Below are 21419 nucleotides of genomic sequence, written 5' to 3'. Positions count from 1 at the left end.
ATGAGCCAGCAGACGGGACGCCCGCGTCAGTCGTCCCCGGCAGGCCCCGGGTTGCGGGACAGCCGTCACCACCGGGCTCCCTCGTCGTCCGTCTATGCCCGACGGCGCCTCGTCGCCCTGGTCGTGCTGCTCGCCCTCGTGGGCGGGGTCGTCGCCTTTCTCGCGCTCGTCTGGCCGGGGTTCGCCGCCGGAGGTGGGGCCGGGACGCCCGACGAGGTCACCGTGACCGCGCCGCCCGCGACGCCGACGATCGAACCGGTCGAGCGGACCGCGACGACCGAGCTCGCCAAGGCGATGCCCGCGAGCGTCCTGCAGTTCGCGCTCCGTGCCGAGGCACCGACCGAGGCCTTCGCCGACGCGGGCGCGATCGAGGGCCACGAGCTGACCTACGCGGACGCCGAGGGCGACGGGGCGACCAGCGTCACGGTGCTCGCAGGCCAGTGGGGCACCGACGACGAGGCGGAGGCCGCCTACGACGAGCTGCTCGCGGCGGCCGTCGAGGCCGGGGGCACGGCCACGTCGACGGGGGACGTCGAGGTCGGCGGCGAGCCCGCAGGGGCCTTCGCCGTCACTCCGGTCGCCCCGGTCGACGGAGCGGCGGCGTCGGCGACGGTCACGTGGCGCAACGGCACGGTCGTGCTGCAGGCGATGGGGCCCGTCGACGAGATCGAGGCGTTCTACACCGCGTTCCCCCTCTAGTCTGCGACGAGGCGCACCGGGCGGACGGTGGCCTCCGGTGCTCGTCGTCGGGCTCGCCCCGCGGGCCGGCAGCGACCGACCGGGACGTACGACCAGGAAGCAGGAGACGACCATGTCGACGACGACTCAACAGGCCGAGCCCTCAGGCCCCACCCCGCGCCTCGCGGTCCTCGGGACCGGGGTGATGGGGGAGACCGTCCTCGCGGGCGCGCTGCGCGCGGGGTGGCCCGCGTCGGAGGTGGTCGCGACCGTGCGGCGCCCCGAGCGTGGCGAGGAGCTGCACGAGCGCCACGGCGTGACCACGACGACCGACAACGGCGAGGCGGTGCGGGGCGCCGGGCTGGTCGTGGTCGCGGTCAAGCCCAAGGACGTGGCCGCGCTGCTCGCGCAGGTCTCGGAGCACCTGGGCGAGGGCGCGGTCGTGGTGAGCGTCGTCGTCGGGCTGACGACGCGCTTCTACGAGGACCGGCTTCCTGCCGGGACGTCGGTCGTGCGCGTCATGCCCAACACGCCGTCCGTGATCGGCGCCGGGGTCAGCGCGGTCAGCGGCGGCTCGGCAGCGAGCGACGACGACGTGACGCTCGTCGAGCGGCTCCTCGGGCAGACCGGCCTCGTGGTGCGGGTCGCGGAGAAGGACCAGGACGCGGTCGGTGCGCTGTCGGGCTCGGGCCCCGCCTACGTCTTCTACGTCGTCGACGCGCTCGCCGAGGCCGGCGTGCTGCTCGGCCTGACCCGGGCCGTGGCGCTCGAGCTCGCCACGGCGACCGTGCTCGGCTCGGCCCGGATGCTCGACGAGACGGGGGAGCACCCCGTGATCCTGCGCGAGAAGGTCTCCTCGCCCGGCGGAACCACGGTCGCGGCCCTGCGCGCGCTCGACGAGGGCGGCGTCCGGGCCGCGTTCCTGTCCGCGCTCGAGGCCGCCCGTGACCGGTCGCAGGAGCTGGCCGCCGCCCTCGAGGAACGGTCGTGACCGGGGAACCGGGGCGGGCCCGTCCCCCGGCGATGTCCGACGTCGCGGAGCTCGCGGGCGTCTCGCACCAGACGGTGTCACGGGTCCTCAACGACCACCCGAGCGTGCGACCGCAGACGCGCGAGCGGGTCATGGATGCGATCGCGACGCTCGGGTACCGGCGTAACAGCGCGGCCCGTGCGCTGGTCACGGCCCGTTCGGGGACGATCGGCGTCGTGACGACGGGCTCGGCGCTGTACGGGCCGACGAGCACGCTCATCGCGGTCGAGGGGGCGGCACGCGAGGAGGGCTACTTCGTGTCGGTGGCGACGATCCGCAGCTATGACGCCGCGACCATGCACACGGTCCTCGAGCACTTCATGGCACAGGGGGTCGAGGGGATCGTGGTCATCGCGCCCCAGACGGACGTGGCCGCCGCGGTGGACTCGTTCCGCGCGCCGGTGCCGGTCATCCTCATCGCGGCGCGCGAGCCCGGAGAGGTGCCGACCGTCGAGGAGCGGGTCGGTGCGGCGAGCATCCTGCCCATCGCGGTGGACCAGCGCCTCGGGGCGCGTCTGGCCACCGAGCACCTGCTGGACCTGGGGCACCGGACGGTCGTGCACCTCAGCGGCCCTCTCGACTGGTTCGACGCGCGGGAGCGCGCCACGGGCTGGAACGACGCCCTCGCCGCGCGGGCGGTCCCGGAGCAGGAGCGGGAGATGATCCGGTGCACGTGGTCGTCGGACGCGGGGTACGAGGTCGGGCGGGAACTGGCCGCGCGTGTCCTGGCCGGGGACGGGCCGACCGCGGTCTTCGCGGGGAACGACCACCTGGCCCTCGGTGTCCTGCAGGCGTTCTGGGAGGCGGGGGTCGTGGTCCCGCGCGACGTGTCGGTCGTGGGGTTCGACGACGTCGAGGGGGCGGCGCACTTCATCCCGCCGCTCACGACGGTCCGCCAGCCCTTCGCCGAGCTGGGGCGCCGGTGCATGGCGCTGCTGCTCGACGCCTTCGCGGGCGTGACGCCCGAGTCGACGCAGATCCCCCCGATCCTCGTGGTGCGGTCGAGCTCGGGGCCCGCCCCGACCGGGGCGGCCTCTGCGTAACGGTCCGGTCTCGGACCGGGCAGGTTCTTGACACGTCCAGATGTGAGCGCTAACAATGATCTCGTTCGACACGGAAGTTAGCGCTCACATCCTTGCGAGGTCGCAAGGGAGAACGACTGGAGAGACACACCAATGGCGGTGGAGCAGGCAGTGCAGCCCCCCTCGTACGTGATCGGCGTCGACTACGGGACGCTCTCGGGACGAGCGGTCGTGGTGCGCGTGAGCGACGGGGCCGAGATGGGCAGCGGGGTGCACGAGTACTCCCACGCCGTCATGGACACCGCGCTCGTCGCGGGACCCTTCGAGGGCACCGCCGGCCTGCCCCTCCCGCCCGAGTGGGCCCTGCAGGTGCCCTCCGACTACGTCGACGTCCTGCGCACCGCCGTCCCGGCCGCGCTGCTCGCGGCGGGGGTCGACCCCGCCGACGTGATCGGCATCGCGACCGACTTCACGGCCTGCACCATGGTCCCCACGACCGCCGACGGGACCCCGCTGTGCGAGCTCGAGCGGTTCGCGGGCCGTCCCCACGCCTACGTCAAGCTGTGGAAGCACCACGCGGCCCAGGCGCAGGCCGACCGCATCAACGCCCTGGCGCACGAGCGTGGCGAGCAGTGGATCTCACGCTACGGCGGCCTGATCTCGTCGGAGTGGGAGTTCGCCAAGGGGCTCCAGCTCCTCGAGGAGGACCCCGAGGTCTACGCCGCGACCGACCACTGGGTCGAGGCCGCCGACTGGATCGTGTGGCAGCTCGGCGGCGTCTACGTGCGCAACGCGTGCACCGCGGGCTACAAGGGCATCTACCAGGACGGCCGCTACCCCTCGACCGAGTTCCTCGAGGCGCTCAACCCCGAGTTCGCGGGCTTCGTGGCCGACAAGCTCGAGCACACGATCGGTCGGCTCGGCGAGGTCGCGGGCACGCTCACGGCCAAGGCGGCAGCCTGGACCGGACTGCCCGAGGGCATCGCGGTCGCGGTCGGCAACGTCGACGCGCACGTCACAGCTCCGGCCGCGCAGGCCGTCGAGCCCGGGCAGATGACCGCGATCATGGGCACGTCCACGTGCCACGTCATGAACGGCGAGGAGCTGCACGAGGTGCCCGGCATGTGCGGGGTCGTCGACGGCGGGATCGTCTCGGGCCTGTGGGGCTACGAGGCGGGGCAGAGCGGCGTCGGGGACATCTTCGGCTGGTTCGTCGACACCGCGGTCCCCGGCTCGTACGCGCAGGCGGCGGCGGACCGTGACCAGTCGGTGCACGAGTACCTCACCGATCTCGCGGCCGGCCAGGAGATCGGCGAGCACGGCCTCGTCGCGCTCGACTGGCACTCGGGCAACCGTTCGGTCCTGGTCGACCACGAGCTGTCGGGCCTGCTCGTCGGGCAGACGCTCGCGACCCGACCTGAGGACACCTACCGCGCGCTCCTGGAGGCCACGGCGTTCGGGACCCGGACCATCGTCGAGGAGTTCCAGCGCGCCGGCGTCCCGGTCGTCGAGCTGGTCGTCGCGGGCGGGCTGCTCAAGAACCGCCTGCTCATGCAGATCTACGCGGACGTGACGCGACTGCCGCTCAGCACGATCGACTCCGAGCAGGGGCCGGCGCTCGGGTCGGCGATCCACGCGGCCGTCGCCGCGGGCGCCTACCCCGACGTGCGCGCCGCTGCCCAGGTCATGGGACGGCGCACGGTCGCGGCCTACCTCCCGATCGAGGAGAACGCGGTGCGCTACGACGAGCTGTTCGCGCTCTACTCCGGGCTGCACGACCACTTCGGACGGCTCGAGACCCCCGGTGCCGACCCGGTCATGCACCGCCTCAAGGCGATCCGCCGCGAGGCGCGCTCGCTGCGCGCGGGCGTGGCGCCGTCGGGTACCGGCGCGCAGGGCGTCGCTCTCGAGGGGGTCCCCGCATGAGCACCACCACCAGCCCGACGGCGGAGCTCGCCCCCGCGGTCCGCGCGGCGGTCGAGGCCTCGCGCGAGCGGGTCGCGGCCCTGCACCGCGAGCTGACCCGCTACGAGCTCGTCGTCTGGACCGCGGGGAACGTCTCCGAGCGCGTCGAGGGCGCCGACCTGTTCGTCATCAAGCCGTCCGGCGTCGCGTACGACGACCTGACCCCCGGGTCGATGGTCGTGTGCGACCTCGACGGGAACCTGGTCGAGGGGACGCGCGCACCGTCGTCGGACACCGCGGCGCACGCGTACGTCTACCGGCACATGCCGCACGTCGGGGGGGTCGTGCACACGCACTCGACGTACGCGACCGCCTGGGCCGCGCGCGCCGAGCCCGTGCCGTGCGTCCTGACGATGATGGCCGACGAGTTCGGCGGCGAGATCCCCGTAGGACCCTTCGCGCTGATCGGCGACGACTCGATCGGCAAGGGCATCGTCGACACGCTCCGCACCTCGCGGAGCCCCGCCGTCCTGATGCGCAACCACGGCCCCTTCACGATCGGCAAGGACGCGCGCGGCGCGGTCAAGGCCGCAGTGATGTGCGAGGAGGTCGCGCGGACCGTGCACGTCGCGCGCCAGCTCGGCGAGCCGCTGCCCATCGCGCAGGGCGACGTCGACTCGCTCTACGACCGCTACCAGAACGTGTACGGCCAGGCGCCCGCGGGCGGTTGACCCGCGGGCCCCGCCCACCCCACGACCAGAACCACCGCGTGCTATTTCAGTGAGGAAACGACGCACATGAAGAACCCCTTCGACACCAGGGAGATCTGGTTCCTGACCGGGAGCCAGGACCTCTACGGCGAGGAGACCCTGCGCCAGGTCGCCGCGCAGTCCCAGGAGATCGCCGCGGCGATCGACGCCTCGAGCGACGTCCCGGTACGTATCGTCTGGAAGCCCGTGCTCAAGGACTCGGACGCGATCCGGCGGGCCGCGCTCGACGCCAACGCGGACGACGCGTGCGTGGGGCTCGTCGTGTGGATGCACACGTTCTCCCCGGCGAAGATGTGGATCCGCGGGCTCGAGGCCCTCGGCACCCCGCTGCTCCACCTGCACACGCAGGCCAACGTCGAGCTGCCCTGGTCCGAGATCGACATGGACTTCATGAACCTCAACCAGGCCGCCCACGGCGACCGCGAGTTCGGGTACATCCAGTCGCGGCTCGGGGTCTCGCGCAAGACCGTCGTGGGTCACGTGAGCAACCCGGACGTCACCGCGAGGATCGGGACCTGGGCGCGCGCCGCGACGGCCTGGGCCGAGGTGGGCTCGCTGCGGCTCGCCCGGTTCGGCGACAACATGCGCGGCGTGGCCGTGACCGAGGGCGACAAGACCGAGGCCGAGGTCCGGTTCGGCGTCTCCGTCAACACGTGGGGTGTCAACGACCTCGTCGAACGGGTCGACGCGGTCGACGAGAGCGACGTCGACATCCTCGTCAAGGAGTACGTCGGGATGTACGACGTGGCCCCCGAGCTGCTCCCCGGTGCCGAGAGGCACGCGTCGCTGCGCTACGGGGCGCGCATCGAGCTGGGCCTGCGCTCCTTCCTCGAGGAGGGCGGGTTCGGCGCCTTCACGACGAACTTCGAGGACCTGGGCGGGCTCCGCCAGCTCCCGGGGCTCGCCGTCCAGCGCCTCATGGCCGACGGCTACGGGTTCGGCGCGGAGGGGGACTGGAAGACCGCGCTGCTCGTGCGCGCCGCGAAGGTCATGGGCCACGGGCTGCCCGGCGGCGCCTCGCTCATGGAGGACTACACCTACGACATGGTGCCCGGTGCCGAGCGGATCCTCGGGGCGCACATGCTCGAGGTCTGCCCGAGTCTCACGACGGCGCGGCCCCGCCTCGAGGTGCACGCGCTGGGGATCGGGGGCCGCGAGGACCCCGTGCGGCTCGTGTTCGACACCGACGCGGGTCCCGCACTCGTCGTCGCCCTGAGCGACATGCGCGAGCGGTTCCGCCTCGTGGCCAACGTGGTCGAGGTCGTGGCGCCGGAGCACGACCTGCCCAGGCTGCCCGTGGCACGTGCCCTGTGGGAGCCAGCGCCGAGCTTCGCGGTCTCGGCCGAGGCGTGGCTCACCGCGGGAGGCGCGCACCACACCGTCATGACCACGGCGCTGGGGCTCGAGGCCTTCGAGGACTTCGCCCAGATCGCCGGCACGGAGCTCGCCGTGATCGACGAGTCCACGACCACCCGGTCCTTCGCGCGAGAGCTGCGATGGAACCAGGCGTACTACCGGCTCGCGCAGGGCTTCTGAGGACGGACCTGCTCGTAGACCGGACGCAGTGTGGGGGGACCCGGGCGATGGGGAACACTTACCGCCCGGTAGCCCCGGTAGGCCGAGTGCTCGTGTGAGCGCTCACCACGCACGACCGACCATCCAATCGACTGACAGGGCCCAGGCCCGCAAGAACCGTTCGACGCCCACGGCGGGCGCAGCGGGACATCTCAAGGAGGAGATCATGTTCAACAAGACCACGGCACGCGTGCGGTTCACCGGGATCCTCGCAGGCGCAGCGGTCCTCGCGCTCGCGGCCTGCAGCGGCGGCAGCACCGACTCGGCGGACGGCACCGCCGGAGCGGGCGGAGGCGGCGAGAACATCCGCGTCGGCTTCTCCCAGCTCGGCGCGGAGAGCGGCTGGCGCACCGCCAACACCGAGTCGGTCAAGGCCAACCTCACGGCCGAGAACGGCATCGACCTGACGTTCGTCGACGCGCAGCAGAAGCAGGAGAACCAGATCAAGGCCCTCCGCGACTTCATCGACCAGGACGTCGACGTCATCGCGTTCTCCCCGGTCATCGAGACCGGATGGGACGAGGTCCTCCAGGAGATCAAGGACGCCGAGATCCCCGTCGTCCTCGTGGACCGCACGGTCGACACCACGGTCGAGGACCCGTTCGTCACCTGGATCGGCGCCGACTTCACGGCAGAGGGAGTCACCGCGGGCGAGTGGGTCGCGGAGAACGCTCCCGACGCCAAGGTCTTCGAGCTCCAGGGCACCATGGGCTCGGGCGCCCAGACCAACCGTCAGGAAGGCTTCCGCTCGGTCGTCGAGGACCAGATCGTCGGCGAGGCGACCGGCAACTTCACGCGCGCCGAGGGCAAGGCGGCCACCGAGGCAGCGCTCCAGGCCTACCCCGACATGAACCTCATCTTCGCCCACAACGACGACATGGGCCTCGGCGCCATCGAGGCCATCGAGGCCGCGGGCAAGGTCCCGGGCAAGGACATCCAGATCGTCACGGTCGACGGGGTCAAGGACGGCCTGACCGCGCTCCTCGACGGCAAGTTCAACTTCGTGGTCGAGTGCAACCCGGCCTTCGGCGACCAGCTCCTCGAGCTCATCAAGCAGGTCGCGGCCGGCGAGGACGTCGAGAAGGAGACCATCGTCGTCGACCAGGCGTTCGACCAGACCATCACGCAGGACGTCATCGACGCCCGCTCGTTCTGACGCGCAGCACCTGACGGCCCGCCCGGCCGCCGCCCTCCGCGGTGCGGCGACCGGGGCGGGCGCACACACCGCGCGGCAGGGACGAGCCCCTCGTCCCTGCCGGCAGGTGCCTGAGCTCCAGCCCCTTCCCCAGGACGGAAGAACACATGTCAACGACGACCGCCGCGTACGCGGCGCCCGTGGTGGAGATGACCGGGATCACCATCGAGTTCCCGGGCGTCAAGGCTCTCGACGGCGTCGACCTCACCCTCCGCCCCGGCGAGGTCCACGCCCTCATGGGCGAGAACGGCGCCGGCAAGTCCACTCTCATCAAGGCCCTCACGGGGGTCTACCAGATCGACGCGGGCCGCATCGTGGTCTCCGGTGCCGAGCACCGGTTCACGCGGACCCGCGACTCCCAGGACGCGGGCATCAGCACCGTGTACCAGGAGGTCAACCTCTGCTCGAACCTCTCGGTCGCCGAGAACATCATGCTCGGGCACGAGATCCGGTTCGGTCCTTTCATCAACTGGCCCGCGACGCGCCGCAAGGCCCGCGAGCACCTCGCCCTCCTCAACCTGGACATCGACCCCTCGTCGGCCTTGTCCTCCCACTCGATCGCCGTGCAGCAGCTCTGCGCGATCGCGAGGGCCATGGTCGTCGACGCGAAGGTCCTGATCCTCGACGAGCCCACCTCGAGCCTCGACAAGGCCGAGGTCGCCGAGCTCTTCGACGTGATCCGCTCGCTGCGGGACAAGGGCGTCGCGATCCTCTTCGTGTCGCACTTCCTCGACCAGATCTACGAGATCACCGACCGCCTGACGATCCTGCGCAACGGACGGCTCATCTCCGAGCACCTCACGAAGGAGCTTCCGCGCATGGAGCTCATCTCCGCGATGATCGGCAGGTCCGGGGAGGCCCTGGCCGACGTCGAGGAGCGCGCGCACCGCGTCGCCTCCGAGCACGACGAGGAGCCTCTGCTCCGGGCCGTCGCGCTGGGACGCGACGGCTCGGTCGAACCGTTCGACCTCGACGTGCACGCGGGCGAGATCGTCGGCGTCGCGGGCCTGCTCGGCTCGGGCCGCACCGAGGTCGCCCGCCTCCTCTACGGCGCCGACAGGGCGGGCAGCGGAAAGCTGACCTTCGACGGCGCGACGCGTGGCGCGGCCCCCCTGACCTCGATCAAGCGAGGCGTCGCGTTCTCCTCGGAGGACCGCAAGAAGGAGGGCATCATCGGGGACCTCACGGTCCGCGAGAACATCGCCCTCGCGATGCAGGCGAGCCGCGGCCCGTGGCGCCCCGTCCCGGCCAAGGAGCTGGACGCGGTCGTCGACCGCTACATGAAGGCGCTCAACGTCTACCCGGCGAACCCGAACATGCTCATCAAGAACCTGTCGGGCGGCAACCAGCAGAAGGTCCTCCTGGCCCGCTGGCTCGCGACCGCACCGCGCCTCATCATCCTCGACGAGCCCACGCGCGGCATCGACGTGGGGGCCAAGGCCGAGATCCAGCGGCTCGTCGCCGAGCTGGCAGGCGACGGGATGGGCGTGGTCTTCATCTCGTCCGAGCTCGACGAGGTGCTGCGCCTGAGCCAGCGCGTCGTCGTCATGCGTGACCGCCAGAAGATCGGCGAGATCACCAACGGCCCGGACGTCACGTCCACCACGATCCTCGAGACGATCGCAGCGAGCGGGAGCGCATCATGAGCACGACCACCACGACTCCGACGACGCCGTCGGCGTCGCCGCCCGTGTCCGGCGGTCCCGCACCGCGTGCCGCCCAGGGCGCGCTGCGCCGCGTGACGCACCACCACCTGTTCTGGCCCGTCGTCGCGCTCGTCGTCATGCTCCTCGCGTGCGGCCTGCGCAGCCCCGGCTTCCTCGACGTGACGATCATGGACGGCCACCTGTTCGGCCAGCTGATCGACATCATGCGCGCGAGCGCGACCCCGCTCCTGCTCGGCATCGGCATGTGCCTCGTGATCGCGACGGGCGGGATCGACCTCTCGGTGGGTGCCGTCATGGCGATCTCGCTCGCGGTGTCGCTGACCTACATCGACGCGAGCGGCACGGGCGGGACGGTCGGCACCGCCCTGACCGCGGTCGCGATCGGCCTCCTGGTCGCCGCGGTGATCGGCGCCTTCAACGGCTTCCTGGTCACGGTCCTGGGCATCCAGCCGTTCATCGCGACCATGATCCTCATGGTCGCGGGTCGCGGCATCGCGATGCTCATCACCAAGGGCCAGATCACCACGACCACGAGCCCGCCCTTCAAGTCGATCGGCTCGGGCTTCGTCCTGGGCATCCCGACCCCCGTGGTCATCGCCGCGGTCGTGTTCGCGCTGGTCGCGCTGCTGGTGCGGCGGACGGCCCTCGGCATGCTGGTCGAGTCGATCGGCATCAACCGCGAGGCCAGCCGCCTCGCGGGCGTCCAGTCGCGCAACATCACGTGGTTCGTCTACCTGCTGTGCGGCCTCCTGGCCGGGCTCGCGGGCATCGTCTACGGCGCCCCGACGATGGCGGCCGACGCCAACAACATCGGCCTCATGAAGGAGCTCGACGCGATCATGGTCGTCGTCCTGGGCGGCACCAAGCTCGACGGCGGCAAGTTCAGCCTCGCGGGCGTGGTCGTCGGGGCGCTGCTCCTGTCGACGCTCGAGCGGGCCGTGGTCATCTTCCACATCAGCTCGCAGATCACGCCGCTGTTCAAGGCGCTCGTGCTGATCGTCGTGTGCATCGCGGCGTCCGAGCGTCTGCGCTCGCTCCTCACGTCCCGACGACCGAGGAAGCGACCCATGCCGAGCGCGGGCGCGGCGACGACGAGTGCGAAGGGGGCAGCAGCATGAGCACCGTCCAGACGGCGCCCCGGGCGTCGAGGAATCCCCAGCAGGGCAAGGGGCCGCGCGGAGGCCACGACACGGGCTTCGTCGCCCGCCTCATGACCAACCCCGTGGTCCGCAGGCTCTCGGACCGCCGGCTCCTGCCCGTCACGGGCACGCTCGTGGCCCTCGCGGTCATCCTGGTCGTGGGCCAGGTCCGCTACAGCACGGACCGCCGCGACTTCCTGAGCATGCGGCTCTTCTCCAACCTGCTGGTCGACAACTCGTACCTGATCGTCCTGGCGATCGGCATGACGTTCGTGATCATCACGGGTGGGATCGACCTGTCGGTCGGTGCCGTGGTCGCCCTCGTGGGCCTGGTCGTGGCCAAGCTCCTGATCGCGGGGGCGCCGCTCCCCGTGGTCCTGATCCTGGGCGTGCTGATCGGCACGACGTTCGGCCTGCTGATCGGCGTGATGGTCCAGTACTTCGACATACAACCCTTCATCGCCTCGCTCGCCGCGATGTTCCTCGCGCGCGGCCTGGCCAACGTCGTGAGCGTCCAGTCGCTCGCGATCAAGGACGAGGGCTTCGCGGCCCTGGCCTCGTGGAAGATCAAGTTCGGCGAGGGGCGTGAGGCCTGGAGCATCAACCTGAGCATGGTCGTCGCGTTCGTGGTCCTGCTGATCGCGATCTACCTGCTGCACTACACGCGCTTCGGCCGCACGGTCTACGGGCTGGGTACGGGCGACAACGGCACGGCCGTGAACCTCATGGGTCTCAAGGGCAGCTCGACCAAGGTGTGGGTCTACGTGATCAGCGGCACGTGCGCCGGGATCGCGGGCATCCTGTTCGCCCTCTACACCAAGTCGGGCTTCAACCTCACGGGCATCGGCATGGAGCTCGACGCGATCGCGGCGGTCGTGATCGGTGGCGCGCTCCTGACAGGTGGCGGCGGGTTCGTCCTGGGGTCGGTCGCGGGCGTGCTCGTCTACGGGCTGATCCAGGTGCTCATCGCCCGCGAGGGCCTGGACTCCTGGTGGACCAAGGTCTTCATCGGCGTGGTCCTGCTCGCGTTCGTCCTGCTGCAGCGGGCCATGACGTTCCGTCAGGGACGAGGGGCCGCCACCTAGCACCCCCCAGCACCACCGCCTCGCGCGGGTCGGCCATGGAGCCGGGCCCCGTGCGAGGCGTCACAGCGCGGACCGTCGAGGGTGACGGGCCGAGAAGGACCCGGAGGCCACCCCCTCCCGGTCGAGCAGGTCCCGGCTGGTACCCGGGACGGGCTCGGACGACCGGGAGGGCGTGGCTGCCGGGCGCACCCCGTACAGCAATGGAGCGCACGGGATACACCCGGCATCGCTCCCTTCCTCGTCGCAGCAAGGTTGGAGCAACGTGATCATCTCTGATTCCCCTGCCCGCAGCACGACCCGTGGTCGGACGTCCCGTCCGTCCCGCAGCCGGACGGCACGACCGTGGGCGGCCTCCGTCGCGGTCCTCGCGCTGGGGGCGACGACCGCCCTCGCGGTCACCCCGTCGGCCTTCGCGGCCGCCGAGCCGGTCCTGCCGGCCGGGGCCTGGGTCGACCAGTTCGACGCGGCCGAGCTCGGCTCGGCCTGGGACGTCGTCAACCCGGTCCCCTCGGCGTGGTCGCTCGCGACGACGCCCGGGTCGCTGACCCTGACGTCCCAGCCGGGCGACACCTACCAGGAGGCGAACACCGCGAAGAACGTCTTCATGGTGGACGTCCCCGTGGGCGACTTCACGGTCGTGACCAAGGTGTCGGCGCCGGTCGGCAAGGTCTACCAGGGCGCGGGCCTCATCGCGTGGAAGGACATGGACAACTACGTCCGCGCAGGTCTGACGTACGTGGGCAGCCTGTCGCCCTCGGCGCGCGCGATCGAGCTCGACAACGAGACGGGCGGGAAGTTCACCGCCGCGTCGTTCACCGACCGTGCGGGCTCGACAGGGGAGACGCTGCGCATGCAGCGCACCGGTGACACGCTCGCGGTGTCCTACTGGGACGCCACGGCGGGGGACTGGAAGCCCGCAGGCTCGACGACCGTGACGTTCGACGTCACGCAGGTCGGTCTCTACGCCCTCGCGGCGCAGGACGGCTCGACGCACGCCGCGACGTTCGACTACGTCGCGGTCGACGCGGCCGAGGGACAGGACGTCGTCCCGGCGGGCACGTTCTCGCTCGTCGGTCCGGTCGACCACAAGCACCTCGTCCTGACGGACACGGGCCTGTCGTTCGTCGCGCAGCGCCCGGCGTCGCCGCTGGGCCTGGCGGCCACGGCGGTCGCCGGCGGGCCCGACGGCGCCGCGACGCTCGCGCAGGCGGGCACCGGTCTGCCGGTGGTCGTCGCGAGCGACGGGCGCCTCGCGCTCGGGGCCGCGGGCGCCGCCCCGGCCCAGGTGCGGCTGACCGACGTGGGCGGCGGCAGGCTCGCGCTGCGCGTGCCGGGCGCCGCTGCCGGGGAGTTCGCGGGAGTACGCGCCGCGGACGGAGCCCTGGTGCTCGGCGCCGAGGACGCGGCCGTCAGGCTCACGCTCACCGCGCTGTCGTCGGCCGAGCACACGCTCGCGATCGACGCCGCGGGCGAGAGCGTCGAGATGAGCGACGACCTGTACGGCATCTTCTACGAGGACATCAACTACGCCGCGGACGGCGGGCTGTACGCCGAGCTCGTGCGCAACCGCTCGTTCGAGTTCAACTCGTCGGACAGCTCGTCCTTCACGGGGCTCACGGCCTGGGAGCGGGTCGACCGCAACGGCGGCACCGCGACCACGACGGTGGTGACCGACGCGCAGCGCCTCAACGACAGCAACCGCTACTACCTCCGGCTCGACGCGACCGCGGCCGGCGCGGGCCTGCGCAACGCGGGCTTCAACACGGGCCTCTTCCTCGAGAAGGGCGAGAAGTACGACTTCTCGGTCTGGGCGCGCTCCGCCGTCGGGCAGGACCTGACCGTGCAGGTGGAGAACGCCGCGGCCGGGACCACCTACGCGACCGGGGAGGTGACCGTCGACGGCACCGACACCTGGAAGAAGTACTCGGTGACCCTCACCGCGACCGGGACCACCTCGGCCGGGCGCCTCGCGGTCCTCGCGGGTGCCGCAGGCACCGTGCGCCTCGACATGGTCTCGCTCATGCCGCAGGACACCTGGGTCGGGCCGGTCAACGGCAAGACCCACCTGCGCAAGGACCTCGCCGAGAAGATCGACGCCATGAACCCGCAGTTCCTGCGGTTCCCGGGCGGCTGCGTGACCAACGCGGGCACGTTCGACACCTACCTCGAGAGCAACGGCACCGACCGTCGGCGCACGTACCAGTGGAAGGAGACCATCGGGCCGGTCGAGGAGCGGGCCACGAACTGGAACTTCTGGGGCTACAACCAGTCGTACGGGATCGGGTACTACGAGTACTTCACGTTCGCCGAGGACCTCGGCGCGACGCCCCTGCCCGTCCTGTCGGTGGGCGCCAACGGCTGCGGCAGCACCATCCCCGAGATGAAGGACGACGTCCGGATCCAGCGCTGGGTCCAGGACACCCTCGACCTCATCGAGTTCGCCAACGGTGACGTCACGACCGGGTGGGGCGCTGTGCGCGCGGAGCTCGGCCACCCCGAGCCGTTCGGCCTGAAGTACCTGGGCCTCGGCAACGAGGAGAACACCAAGACGTTCGAGGCGAACTTCCCGAAGTTCAAGGACGCCGTGCGCGCCGCGTACCCCGACGTCCAGATCATCTCGAACTCGGGGCCGGACGACACGGGCCAGCGGTTCGACGAGCTCTGGGAGTTCAACCGTGCGCAGGAGGTCGACCTGGTCGACGAGCACTACTACAACGACCCGAGCTGGTTCCTCGAGAACGCCGACCGCTACGACGACTACGACCGCGAGGGCCCGCACGTGTTCCTCGGCGAGTACGCGTCGCGCGGCAACACGTTCTTCAACGCGCTGTCCGAGGCCGCCTTCATGACGGGCCTCGAGCGCAACTCCGACGTCGTCGAGCTCGCGTCCTACGCGCCGCTGCTCTCCAACGAGGCGTACGTGCAGTGGTCGCCCGACGCGATCTGGTTCGACAACGACGAGTCGTGGGGCACGCCCAACTACTACGTCCAGGAGCTGTTCGCGAACAACGTGGGTGACGAGGTCGTCCCGTCGGTGCACGGGGCCGACGCCTCCGCCGAGCCCGCACTGGACGGAGGCGTCTTCCTGTCCACGTGGTCGACCAGCGCCTCGTACGACAACGTCGTGGTCACCGACAACGCGAGCGGCGACGTCCTGTTCCAGGACGGGTTCGACGACGCCACCCGGTGGTCTCCCGTGACCGGGACGTGGGCCGCGCAGGACGGCGTCTACACACAGTCCTCGACGTCCGTGACCGACGCGCGCTCGATCGTCACGGGCGCGTACGCCAAGGACTGGAAGAACTACACGCTCGAGCTCGACGCCCGCAAGATCGCCGGGTCCGAGGGCTTCCTCGTGGGCTTCGCCGCGGGCGGCCCGAACGACTACTACTGGTGGAACATCGGCGGCTGGAACAACACCCGCTCGGTCCTCCAGCGGGCCGACGGCGGCAGCGCCGCCGAGGTCGCCGCGGTCGAGAACAAGAGCGTCGAGACGGGCCAGGGCTACAAGGTCAAGGTCGTGGTCCAGGGCAGCACCATCGAGCTCTACCTGGACGGCCAGCTCCAGATCTCGTACGAGCAGCCCGCCGCGAAGTCGCTCTACCAGGTCGTCACGCGCGACGAGGAGTCCGGCGACCTCGTGGTCAAGGTCGTCAACCCGACCGCGACCGCGGCGGACACGGCCGTGACGGTCGCGGGCCAGGAGATCGCGGCCCAGGCCACGGTCACCGAGATGGTCGGCGCGCCCACGGACACCAACACGAAGGCGAACCCGCGGGCGATCGTGCCCGTCGAGCGGACCTGGGACGGGGCGTCCAGCGCGTTCGACTACACGTTCCCGGCCTACTCGGTCACGTTCCTGCGCCTGCAGGCCGCCGGCACCGAGGCCGAGCCGGTGGACCTCGCGGTCACGGCCAAGGCCCAGTGCGTCGCGGGCCGCGCGAACCTCTCGGTGCGCGCGGTCAACGGCGAGGACGAGGCCGTGACCGTGGCGCTCACGACGCCGTTCGGGACCAAGACGTTCGCGTCGGTCGCACCGGGCAAGAGCGCGTCGCAGACGTTCAGCTCGCGTGCGGTCTCGGTCCCCGCGGGCTCCGCGACGGTCGTGGGGACGATCGGCACAGGACCCGGTGCCCGCTCGACGACGTTCGACGTCGAGTACCCGGCCACGACCTGCGGCTGACGGCCCGCACGACCAGCAGCACCTTCACGACGACCACGACCCAGCAGGCGGGGGACCGCCGGGCCACCCCCGTGGTCCGGCAGTCCCCGCCAGGGGGCGCTCAACGACGAGACGGCGAGAGGCCACGATCCACATGACCACCCGACACGACCCGGCGCAGACCGCGCCAACGGCCCGACGGAGGGCCACCCGCAGGGCGAGAGCCGCCCTCGGGGCAGCACTGAGCATCGCTCTGCTCGCCCCGATGGCCCTGGCGGGGCCGGCAGCGGCTCTGACCTCGGCCCCAGCACGCCCGACGACGGCGCTCGCCCCGGCCACGGCGCTCGCGGCCGGGGTGCCCGTCCCCACGACCGACGGCCTGAAGCTCTGGTACAGGCTCGACGAGCTGAGCGGCACGGTCGCCCACGACGCCTCGGGCTCGGGCCGTGACGGCACGCTCGTCGGCGGCGGAGACTGGACCGACGGGCAAGGCCTGACGTTCGGCGGCTCGAGCTACGTGGACCTGCCCGACGACCTCCTGGCCGGCTGGTCGGCCGTCACGGTCAGCGCCGACGTGTGGATCGACGCGTCGCTGAGCGGCAACTACTTCTTCTACAACCTGGGCAACACGGCCGTGGGCTCACCGCAGTCGGGCAACGGCTACCTCTTCTCCTCGGGCAACGCGACGTACCGCGCGTCCGTCTCGAACGCCGCGTGGGGGGCCGAGCAGAACACGGCCAAGTCGCCGTCCGCGGCCCTCGCGCGCGGCGTCTGGAAGACCGTCACCTACACGCAGGGCGCCGGCACGGGACGCCTCTACGAGGACGGCGCGCAGGTCGGCGTCAACACGGCCGTGACCCACACGCCGGGCTCGATCGGCAACGGGAAGACGACCGCGAACTACCTCGGCAGGTCCGCATACGCGGCCGACAACCTCTTCAAGGGGCGCATCAAGGACTTCCGCCTCTACGACCGCGCGCTCACGGCCGCCGAGGTCGCCGACCTCAGCACCGCGAACGCCGCGGCGTCGCTCTCCGCCGACGCGGGCGCCCTGACCCTCGGGGACACGAGCGCCGTGGCCAAGAACCTCACGCTGCCCGCGAAGGGCGCGGGCGGCTCGACCGTCACCTGGGCGACGTCGGACGCGAGCGTCGTGACGTCGTCGGGCGTCATCACCCAGCCCGTCGGGCAGGCGCACACCGCGACCCTGACCGCGACGCTTTCGCTGCGCGGCCAGAGTGCCACCAGGACGTTCGACGTCACCGTGGTGCCCGGCACGGGCGACCAGGGCGTCGTCGACGCCGCGGCCGCCGCGCTCGAGGTCAAGAACCTCGACGACGTCCGCGGCAACCTCACGCTGCCGACCACGGGAGCCGAGGGCACCACGGTCACCTGGGCGACCACGGTCCCCACGGTCGTCACGCCGTCGGGCGAGGTCACGCGCCCCGCGCACGGCCAGGCCGACCGGACGGTCACGCTGACCGCGACCGTGAGCAAGGGGCAGGCCACGGCCACGCGCGCGTTCGACGCGAAGGTCCCCGCGCTCCCCGAGCAGCAGGACTTCGCGGGCTACCTGTTCTCCTACTTCATCGGTGAGGGCTACGCGACCGGCGAGCAGGTCTACTTCGGCCTGAGCAAGGGCAACGACCCGCTCAGGTACCGGAACCTCAACGACAACCAGCCCGTGCTGACGTCGAGCCTGGGGGAGACGGGCCTGCGCGACCCCTTCGTCATCCGTTCTCCCGAGGGCGACAAGTTCTACCAGATCGCGACCGACCTCAAGATCCACGGCAACGGCAACTGGGACGCGTCCCAGCGCACGGGCTCCAGGTCGATCATGGTGTGGGAGTCGACCGACCTGGTGAGCTGGACCGACCAGCGCCTCGTCCAGGTCTCCCCGGAGACCGCGGGCAACACCTGGGCCCCCGAGGCCTACTACGACGCGACGATCGGCGCGTACGTCGTGTTCTGGGCCTCCAAGCTCTACGAGGAGGACGACCCGGGCCACACGGCCAACACGTACAACCGCATGATGTACACCACGACCCGCGACTTCTACACGTTCACCGAGCCGCAGGTGTGGGTCGACCCGGGCTACTCGGTCATCGACTCGACCGTGATCGAGCACGACGGCGAGTTCTACCGCTTCACCAAGGACGAGCGCAACAACACGTCCACGACGCCGTGCTCCAAGTTCGTGCTGGGCGAGAAGGCGAGCGAGCTGCGCTCGCTGAGCTACGACTTCATCACCGACTGCATCGGCAAGGCCAACTCGCTCGGCGGCGGCATCAACCAGGGCGAGGGCCCGACCATCTTCAAGTCGAACACCGAGGAGAAGTGGTACCTGTTCATCGACGAGTTCGGCGGCCGCGGCTACGTGCCCTTCGAGACGACCGACCTGGACGCCGACGAGTGGAAGATGTCCACGGGCTACGAGATGCCCTCGCGCCCGCGCCACGGCACGGTCCTGCCCGTGACGCAGACCGAGTACGACGCGCTGCTCAAGGGCTACCAGCCGGACGCGTTCGTCGAGTCGGCCGAGGACGTCACGGCCGTCGTGAGCGTCGGTGACGCACCGGTCCTGCCGGCCACCGTCGCCACGCGCACCGCAGCCGGCACGACCACGCAGACCGCCGTCACGTGGGACGCGATCGACCCCGCGAGCTACGCGCAGGCCGGGACCTTCGAGGTCACGGGCTCGCTCGGCGCCGGCGTGAGCGTGCGTGCCAAGGCCGTCGTGACCGTGGTCGAGGGCGACGTCCCCGTCACGGGCCTGGTGGTCTCGCCCACCTCGACGCAGGTCACGGTCGGATCGGCACGCTCGCTCACCGCGACCGTGACCCCCGCCAACGCCACGGCCCGCACCATCACCTGGACGAGCGCCGACCCGTCGGTCGCGACCGTCGTCTCCGACGGGCCCTCCGCAGGCACCGTGCGCGGCGTCGCGGCGGGCAGCACGACCGTGACCGCCACGACCGCGGACGGGTCGCGCACCGCGACCGTCGCGATCGACGTGACGAAGGAGATCCCGGGCCTGGTGGTCCAGTACCGCCTGGACGAGACGAGCGGCACGCAGGCCGTGAACTCGGCGCCGAGCAGCGCCGTCGGTCCCGCGACCGTCGTGGGCGGGGCCGCCCGCAACGGCACGGACGGCGTGCGCCTCGACGGGGTCGACGACCACGTCAGGCTGCCCGACGACGTGCTCAAGGGCCTGACGGAGATCACCGTCTCGCTCGACGTGCGCATCGACACCGCCCAGTCCACGCCCTACTTCATCTACGGCCTGGGCAACACGAGCGGGTCGAGCGGCAACGGCTACCTCTTCACGACGGGGGACGCGTACCGCACGGCCATCGCCTCGGGGAACTACACGACCGAGCAGAACACGACCAAGGGCTCGAACCTCGCCCGCGGCGTGTGGAAGCACCTGACGTACACGCAGTCGGGCACCACGGGCACTCTCTACGAGGACGGGATCCAGGTCGCGAGGAACACCGACGTGACGACGACGCCCGGCTCGATCGGGAACGGCACCACGGTCGCGAACTACATCGGCCGCTCGCTCTACTCGGGCGACAAGTACCTCAAGGGCGACGTCCGCGACTTCCGCGTCTACGACCACGCCCTGAGCGCCGAGGAGGTCAAGGACCTCGGTCAGGACCACTCGGCCGTCACGGGGGCCGAGCTCGCCGAGCTCGAGGTCGCCGCGATCGTCGACGGCGGGTCCAGCACGGTCACGCTCCCGGTGGTGCCCGGCACGGACCGCTCCGCGCTCGCACCTCGCCTGGTCGTGTCCGACCGTGCGACCGTGACGCCCGCCAACGGCTCGGTCCAGGACCTCACGCAGCCCGTGACCTACACCGTGACGGGCCCCGACGGGGCCGCGCGCACGTGGACCGTCCAGGCCAAGGAGATGCGGAGCCCGGTCCTGCCAGGCCTGTACGCGGACCCGAACATCGCGGTCTTCGACGGCGTGTACTACATCTACGCGACCACGGACGGCACGCCCGGCTGGGGCGGCAAGGACTTCTACGTGTGGAAGTCGACCGACCTGGCGAGCTGGGAGCGCTCGGCCGAGCCGTTCCTCACGCTCGACGGCGCCGCGGGCGACGTCCCCTGGGCGACGGGCAACGCGTGGGCGCCGACCATCATCGAGCGCGACGGGAAGTACTGGTTCTACTTCTCGGGCCACAACCCGACCTACGACCGCAAGACGATCGGTGTCGCGGTCGCGGACAGCCCCGAGGGGCCCTTCACCGCGCAGCCGACGGCCATGATCACCAACGGGGAGGCCGTCACGACGGGGCAGGCGATCGACCCGGCGGCGTTCGAGGACCCGCAGACCGGCACGTTCTACCTGTTCTGGGGCAACGGCAGCAACGCGCCGCTGTACGCCGAGCTGAACGACGACATGGTCTCGGTCAAGCAGGACACCATCACGAAGCTCGGTGGCCTGACGAACTTCCGTGAGGGCCTGTTCCTCAACTACCGCGAGGGGATCTACCACCTGACCTACTCGATCGACGACACGGGCTCGGAGAACTACCGGGTCGGGTACGCGACGTCGACGAGCATCGACGGGCCGTGGACCTACCGCGGCGTGATCCTCGAGAAGGACGTCTCGCAGGGCATCCTCGGGACCGGCCACAGCTCGATCGTCCAGGTCCCCGGGACCGACGAGTGGTACATCGCGTACCACCGCTTCGCGATCCCCGGCGGCGACGGGAACCACCGCGAGACGACCATCGACCGCCTCACGTTCGGTGAGGACGGGCTCATCCAGAAGGTCGTCCCGACCCTCGAGAGCGTGCCGCCGCTCGACGTGACCGAGCCCGCCCAGGTCGAGGTCGACGTCACGGTCGCGCCCAAGTGCGTGGCCGGCAAGGCCGCGCTCACGGTGCTCGTGCGGAACGCCGAGGAGGTGCCCGTCGACGTGGTCGTGACCACGCCGCTCGGGACCAAGACCTTCCTCCAGGTCGCGCCGGGCAAGCTCGCGTCGCAGACGTTCTCGGCCCGCGCGGTGACGCTCGCGGCCGGGAAGGTCACGGTCACGGCCCAGGCCGTGCTCGACGGCGCCCCGGTCACCACGGCCTACGACGTCACCTACGCAGCGACCAGCTGCGGCTGACCTGCTGGTCGCCGCCTCGACGTGGGCAGACGCCACTCCTGAGGGCCGATCAGGGGCGTCTGC

At 71.2% G+C, this 21419-nt stretch carries 12 protein-coding genes; all 12 read left to right on the top strand.

Annotation, left to right across the window (positions count from 1 at the left end; genetic code table 11):
* Positions 1-699 (top strand): hypothetical protein, encoded by a 699-nt coding sequence (locus tag H9652_RS13240; protein WP_191796665.1) that lies wholly within the window; start codon positions 1-3, stop codon positions 697-699.
* 112 nt (positions 700-811) lie between these two features.
* Complete coding sequence (gene proC / locus H9652_RS13235) at positions 812-1669, top strand: pyrroline-5-carboxylate reductase (RefSeq protein WP_191796664.1); 858 nt, start codon at positions 812-814, stop codon at positions 1667-1669.
* A gap of 32 nt (positions 1670-1701) precedes the next feature.
* Positions 1702-2751, top strand: a complete 1050-nt coding sequence (locus H9652_RS13230) for a LacI family DNA-binding transcriptional regulator (RefSeq protein ID WP_191796701.1) — start codon at positions 1702-1704, stop codon at positions 2749-2751.
* 150 nt (positions 2752-2901) lie between these two features.
* Entirely contained in the window at positions 2902-4656 is a 1755-nt protein-coding gene (gene araB, locus H9652_RS13225) for a ribulokinase (protein WP_318244167.1), read from the top strand.
* Positions 4653-5366, top strand: coding sequence for an L-ribulose-5-phosphate 4-epimerase (locus H9652_RS13220; protein ID WP_191796662.1), 714 nt, complete (start codon positions 4653-4655; stop codon positions 5364-5366). Before araB ends, H9652_RS13220 begins: the two co-directional genes overlap by 4 nt.
* A gap of 66 nt (positions 5367-5432) precedes the next feature.
* A complete protein-coding gene (gene araA, locus H9652_RS13215) occupies positions 5433-6941 on the top strand; it encodes an L-arabinose isomerase (RefSeq protein WP_191796661.1) in 1509 nt (502 codons plus the stop codon).
* 205 nt (positions 6942-7146) lie between these two features.
* Complete coding sequence (locus tag H9652_RS13210) at positions 7147-8136, top strand: ABC transporter substrate-binding protein (RefSeq protein WP_191791700.1); 990 nt, start codon at positions 7147-7149, stop codon at positions 8134-8136.
* Positions 8137-8282: 146 nt separating this feature from the next.
* A complete protein-coding gene (locus H9652_RS13205) occupies positions 8283-9821 on the top strand; it encodes a sugar ABC transporter ATP-binding protein (RefSeq protein ID WP_191796660.1) in 1539 nt (512 codons plus the stop codon).
* The gene (locus H9652_RS13200; protein WP_191796659.1) at positions 9818-10960 is read left to right on the top strand and encodes an ABC transporter permease; all 1143 of its coding nucleotides are present in this window, start codon (positions 9818-9820) and stop codon (positions 10958-10960) included. Before H9652_RS13205 ends, H9652_RS13200 begins: the two co-directional genes overlap by 4 nt.
* On the top strand, positions 10957-12066 hold the full coding sequence (locus H9652_RS13195) for an ABC transporter permease subunit (RefSeq protein ID WP_225228216.1): 1110 nt from the start codon (positions 10957-10959) through the stop codon (positions 12064-12066). Before H9652_RS13200 ends, H9652_RS13195 begins: the two co-directional genes overlap by 4 nt.
* 262 nt (positions 12067-12328) lie before the next feature.
* Positions 12329-16249, top strand: coding sequence for an alpha-L-arabinofuranosidase C-terminal domain-containing protein (locus H9652_RS13190; RefSeq protein ID WP_191796658.1), 3921 nt, complete (start codon positions 12329-12331; stop codon positions 16247-16249).
* A gap of 133 nt (positions 16250-16382) precedes the next feature.
* Positions 16383-21356: a family 43 glycosylhydrolase gene (locus tag H9652_RS19850; RefSeq protein WP_225228215.1), complete on the top strand. Its 4974-nt coding sequence runs from the start codon at positions 16383-16385 to the stop codon at positions 21354-21356.
* Positions 21357-21419: the final 63 nt, after the last annotated feature.

Origin of the sequence: Oerskovia rustica, from assembly GCF_014836555.1 — a bacterium.
Classification (GTDB): domain Bacteria; phylum Actinomycetota; class Actinomycetes; order Actinomycetales; family Cellulomonadaceae; genus Oerskovia; species Oerskovia rustica.
Note: the sequence above shows the minus strand (reverse complement) of the source record. Positions and strands in the feature narration are given on the sequence as shown.